The organism is Cupriavidus sp. SK-3 (genome assembly GCF_000611145.1).
Classification (GTDB): Bacteria; Pseudomonadota; Gammaproteobacteria; order Burkholderiales; family Burkholderiaceae; genus Cupriavidus.
Window position 1 is genome coordinate 976 of the sequence record NZ_JFJV02000039.1, and the last position, 5,065, is coordinate 6,040.

Here is a 5,065-nt window from a genome sequence, read left to right on the forward strand (position 1 = left end):
GGTGATGGCCGACATTGGGCATGTCGGTCCCCTTGGGCGCGACCCCCATATTGCGCAGGCCCATGCGCACCCAGAATTTGCCGCCGTCGATCACGGCGCCATCGGGGGGCCAGATGATGTAGACCTCGGCATTGGGCGGGGATGTGGCGGACAACGAGATCGAGGGTAACGGTGCCAACAGAGACGCCGCCAATGTGCCGAGCACGGTTCGCCTGTGCATACGATAGCCCTCCCGAACAACGGTCCGCGCCGGAACATGCAAGGCAACACCTGTGTGGCAACGCGTGCACCCGGCGCCGCTGCAAAGCAACGGATGCAGGCAATTCGCGTGACCTCGAAAGCGCGGTGGATTCTTGCTCTTCGTCAGCGCTTTTGCATTTCGTCATTTAGCTTAGAACGGAAAACTGCAAAAAGATACTTGGTGCTGCCGTGGGCGATCGCTGGGCGCAGGCGACAGTGAGCTTGCTGCGCCACCTTGCGTTGCGAAGCACCTCCGGATTCACAATCGCTGTGCTATGGTTGATTGAGCGAGCCCAGTGCCGCCCGCGCTGCATCGCGTCGGCGCCAGGGACGAGGCGGACCGGCCGTGTGATGGCCGGGCATCATCGCTCGCTGGTGGCGCGTGACGCCGCTTGCGCGTGGGACCGCCGATGCACTTCGGCGCCGTACGAACAAGGCCTGAATATGTGGCGAAAACTCCTTGTCATATGCCTGTTCGCGTTGGCAGCGGCCGTGCGTGCCGAAGCCGGCATCGACACGCCAGCGTCCACCACCGAAGCACGGCTCACGGCCGCTTCCGCCGGGAACGGCCAGGCCCGGCGTCTCGCCCTTGTCATCGGCAATGCGGCGTATGCGGACGAACCGCTGCCCAATGCCGCCATCGACGCGCGAGCCATGGGCCAGACCCTGGCAACGCTCGGCTTTGACGTCATGCTCCGCGAAAACCTGGACCGTGACGGCATGGCAAGCGCGCTTGCCGAATTCCGGCAACGGTTGCAAGCAGGCGGCGTCGGTCTGTTCTACTTCGCCGGGCACGGCATCGAGGTCGCGGACAACCCGGTGCTGATTCCCGTCGATGCGGGCAGCCGCACGCCCGCCCGCTTGCTCACGGAGGGCACCGGGCTTCGCGCCGTCCTGGCAAGCATGTCGGTGCCGCGCCCGGACATGCGCAACGTGCTGATCCTCGATACCTGCCTGGACAATCCGTACCGCGGCGGTGCCGTCGAGCCGCCAGCCGCGCCCGCCAACACCCTGATCGCCTATGCCACGGCCCCTGGCATCGCCGCGGCCGAAGGCGTCAGCCATGGCGTATTCACGGCCGCGCTGCTGCGTACGCTGCGCATGCCCGGACTCGATGCCGAAGCAGTCTTCCAGCAGGCGGGCGAGATCGTCAGCACGCAAACCGGGCTGCGGCAGCAGCCGTGGATCTCGTCCTCGCTGCCCGCCCCGCTCCAGCTGGGCGCGGCACCCGCCATCGACAGCACCACCTATTCCGCCCATTCCGCCTATTCCGCCAGCCTGGACGGGAATCCGGCGATCCGGCAACGCGGGATCCTCCCGAAAGACAGCGACGAACAATACGAGCTCACCTTCTGGGATTCCATCAAGAACAGCAATTTCCCCAGCGACTATGAGGCCTACCTGAAGGCCTATCCGAACGGCCGCTTCGCGCCGCTGGCACGGGCAAGGATCGAGCGGCTGCGTGCGGCGGGAGTCAAGGCCGAGCCGCCCGCCGACCGCGCCCGCACCGCGCCCGCCGCCTCCGGGCCAACCGCGGCACAGGGCACGGTCACGCCACCGCCAGCGCGCACGCAGACCGGAAAAGTGCAGCCGCCGCCAGCCACTTCATCCGCCAGCGCACCCGCCGCCCCGGCAAGTACGTCCTCGCCCGCCACGCAACACGCCGCCGCTTCCGGCGCAGTGACGGTCGACATAAAACCGGGTGAGATCAAGGACTGCCCGGCTTGCCCCGTGCTGCACAACGTCGCACCGGGCAGCTTCACCATGGGCAGCAATGGCGGCGACCCGACCGAAAAGCCCCCGCACCGCGTCGCCATCGCGCAGCCCTTCGCGATCGGCAAGTACGAAGTCACCGTGGAGCAATGGGGTGCCTGCGCCGACGCTGGCGCATGCCCGCGCATCGCCACCGTCGCAAGCGCCCCCAGGAACGCGCCCATACGCGATGTGAGCTGGGACGATGCCCAGCAATACCTCGCATGGCTGGGCAAGACCACCGGTAAGCACTATCGCCTGCCGACCGAGGCCGAATGGGAATACGCTGCCAGGGGCGGCACCTCAACGCTCTACTGGTGGGGCGACCAGATGCGCAAGGGAACGGCGAACTGCAAGGATTGCGGCGATCCGTGGAGCGCCGACGCGCCGGCCAACGTCGGCTCTTTTGCCCCCAATGCCTTTGGCCTGCACGACGTGAATGGCAGCGTGTGGGAATGGGTCGCCGACTGCTGGCACATTTCCTACAAGAACGCACCGGTTGACGGGCGTGCCTGGGACGAACCCGGTTGCAGCGTACGCGTGATCCGTGGCGGCTCCTGGTTGGAGGGCGCGAGCTATATGCTCTCCTCCACCCGATTCAAGTACAGCGCCAGCGTGCGCCAGTCGCAGAATGGCTTTCGTGTCGTGCGAGACATGAAGTAGCAGTAGCGGCTTCTGTGCCAGTCCCGTCGGGGCATGCTGGCCGACTAGCGCGCCTTGGTGGATATCTGCACCACGTCGGCGCCGATGTGGTCATCTCCATGCCTGGCGGCCATCGGCCCCAGCTGCCGTTCAAGCGCGCGCAGATAGTCCTGCCTGGACTCCACCTCCGGGCGTAGCGCGTCGAACAACGGCGCTGGCGTAGTGAGCAGCACGATCAGCTCCGTGCCAAACGGCTTCGCGATCACCCAGTCGCCGAGGCTGCCGACGGTCGCGTGATAACTGGCGGGAGCCTGGTTGGCCTTGGCGCGCTGGCTGGGCACCATGTGCACGACCTTGCCGTCCGCCATGTAGTAGTCGACATAGACGTAGGTGTCGTAGGGCGGTGTCGTGATATCGACAATCAACGGTGTACCCTCGGTCAGCTGGGCACCTGGCGCCCTGGTGCGGATCGTGGTGAGCGCGTCCCCGTCGCGGCGCCCCGACCAGTAGGGCCCGATCAGCTTGATCACATCGCACTTGTCGTCACCCAGCGGTTGCACGTCAAGGTTCAGTGTCTGCACACCGGGAACCGCCTCCAGTTCATCTTTCAAGCGCTTGATGCCGAACCGGTCCGCTACGTAGCCGCGCACCTGCAGCGCATGCTCCTGCGCCGATGCCGAGAAAAGCGAACAAGGCACGCGCGCCAGCACCGGCGCGACAGCCTGCATGGAGAGCGCGCGCTCCGCCTTGGCTTCCTGGCGCAATGGCGCTTGCGGCGGCGCAGGCTGGGCGGGTTGCGTTGCGACGGGCGCGGGAGCGGTCTGTGTTGGGGGCTGAGTCTGGCCGTCCGGCGGGTGACGCGAGCGCCATGCGTAGTAACCCACGCCGCCTGCCACCAGCACACCGGCCAGTGACACAGCACCCAGCCTGGCCATCGGCATCGCGCCGCCGCGCTCGGCTCCCAGGTCGGCCAGGAAGCGTGCCACGGTGGGCGTGCGCGTCGCGCGATCGAAGGACAGCGCGGCGCGCAGCGCTCGCCACTGGCCGCGGCTCAGCGACTTCGGCCGTTGCGGCTTGAGGCCGGCACCGCGTGCCTGGTTGGCCGACAACCGCTCGTAAGGATGCCGGCCCGTCAGCAGCTCATACGTCACGCAGGCCAGCGCGTAGATGTCATCGCGCGGGTCCGGCTCGCGATGCTCGAACATCTCGGGACTGGCATAGGCTGGTGTCATGCCGCCGAGCGTGCCGGGGTCGAACACGGTTGGGTCCGCATCGTCCGCCGGTTGCTGGAAGACCCGCGCGATGCCGAAATCAATCACCTTCACTTCACCGCTATCCGTGAGGAACACGTTGGCAGGCTTGAAGTCGCAGTGGACAAAGCCACGTTCATGCGCATAGGAAAGCGCCCTGCCCATGCCGGTAACAATTGGCAGTGCCTTGGCAAAGGGCATGCCGGCGAAATCCGGCGCGCGCAGTACGCGATTGAGCGACTTGCCCGACAGGTACTCCATGGTCAGGTAGACCACCGAACCATCGCGATCGAAATCATAGACCGTCACGATATTGCGGTGCGCCAGCGTCTGCGCCTTGCGCGCCTCGCGCTGCAGTGCTATCAGCGATTTCGGATGACCGCGGAACTGCACATTGAGAACTTTGATGGCGATATAGGGCTTGCGGTCGGAGGCCTCGAGCTTGCGCAGGTCCAGCGCCTTGTAGACCGTACCCATGCCACCCACGCCGAGGCACTCCTCCAGTACAAAGCGGCCATTCAGGGTGTCGCCCACCCCCTTGGACTGCTCCGCGCCGGCAATGGCCTGGTCGGCCGGCGGTACCGGCGCGGTTGAGGGCGTGGTTGAGGGCGTGGCTGAGGGCGTGGTGGGCGGGGAAGCCATGCCGGCCATGCCGGGAGCGCCGGTCTGGACGCGGGTTTCCTCGCCGCCATCCGCGAACTGCGTTGCCCCGCGGCGCTCAATGCGCTGCAGCACCTCTTCATAGACGCCAGGCGGCAGCGGGAAGCGCGTGTTCTCCTCGCAAAGCATGTCCGCCAGCTGCGTCGCGCTGGCCTGGTCCACGGCCAAGGTGCTGTCAATGCGGGCAAGAAGCTCGTCGTGCGACAGACCACCGCTTTGGAAGGTACGTATCAGGTCTGGAATGCTAGGCATCGATGCAGCCGCGACGTAGTTGCGCGTAGTTGCGCCTTGAGCGTTCACTCGCCGCTCACCGGCGAGTACCTACCCACGATGGATACTAGTCCGCACTCATGCCAATCGCAAACCCCTCGTGCATTGCATCAACACCGGCAAGAGACGCCTGCGGCACGATTGACGGGTCCAGGCGGCTGCGTGTCGCGCATTGGCGAACACCCGGTGTTGTTGTGTTGGTATGCGCCCGCCAGATTTGGGCCGCCGCGCACCGTGCGTTGGCGCCATTT

Annotated in this window: 3 protein-coding genes and 1 pseudogene; 1 reads left to right on the plus strand and 3 read right to left on the minus strand. The window is 66.2% G+C overall.

Annotated elements, in window-relative coordinates:
• Positions 1-220 (minus strand): annotated as a pseudogene (locus tag CF70_RS37325) (ATPase); the annotation flags it as partial.
• A gap of 464 nt (positions 221-684) precedes the next feature.
• Here CF70_RS37325 and CF70_RS04440 point away from each other — a divergent pair.
• Positions 685-2,655 (plus strand): SUMF1/EgtB/PvdO family nonheme iron enzyme, encoded by a 1,971-nt coding sequence (locus tag CF70_RS04440; protein WP_035860928.1) that lies wholly within the window; start codon positions 685-687, stop codon positions 2,653-2,655.
• 44 nt (positions 2,656-2,699) lie between these two features.
• Here the strand turns inward: CF70_RS04440 and CF70_RS04445 are convergent, their stop codons facing one another.
• Positions 2,700-4,796, minus strand: a complete 2,097-nt coding sequence (locus CF70_RS04445) for a serine/threonine-protein kinase (RefSeq protein ID WP_035860926.1) — start codon at positions 4,794-4,796, stop codon at positions 2,700-2,702.
• 85 nt (positions 4,797-4,881) lie between these two features.
• Positions 4,882-5,065 (minus strand): hypothetical protein (locus CF70_RS37330; RefSeq protein WP_235184879.1); only part of this gene is annotated, 184 nt, incomplete at its 5' end.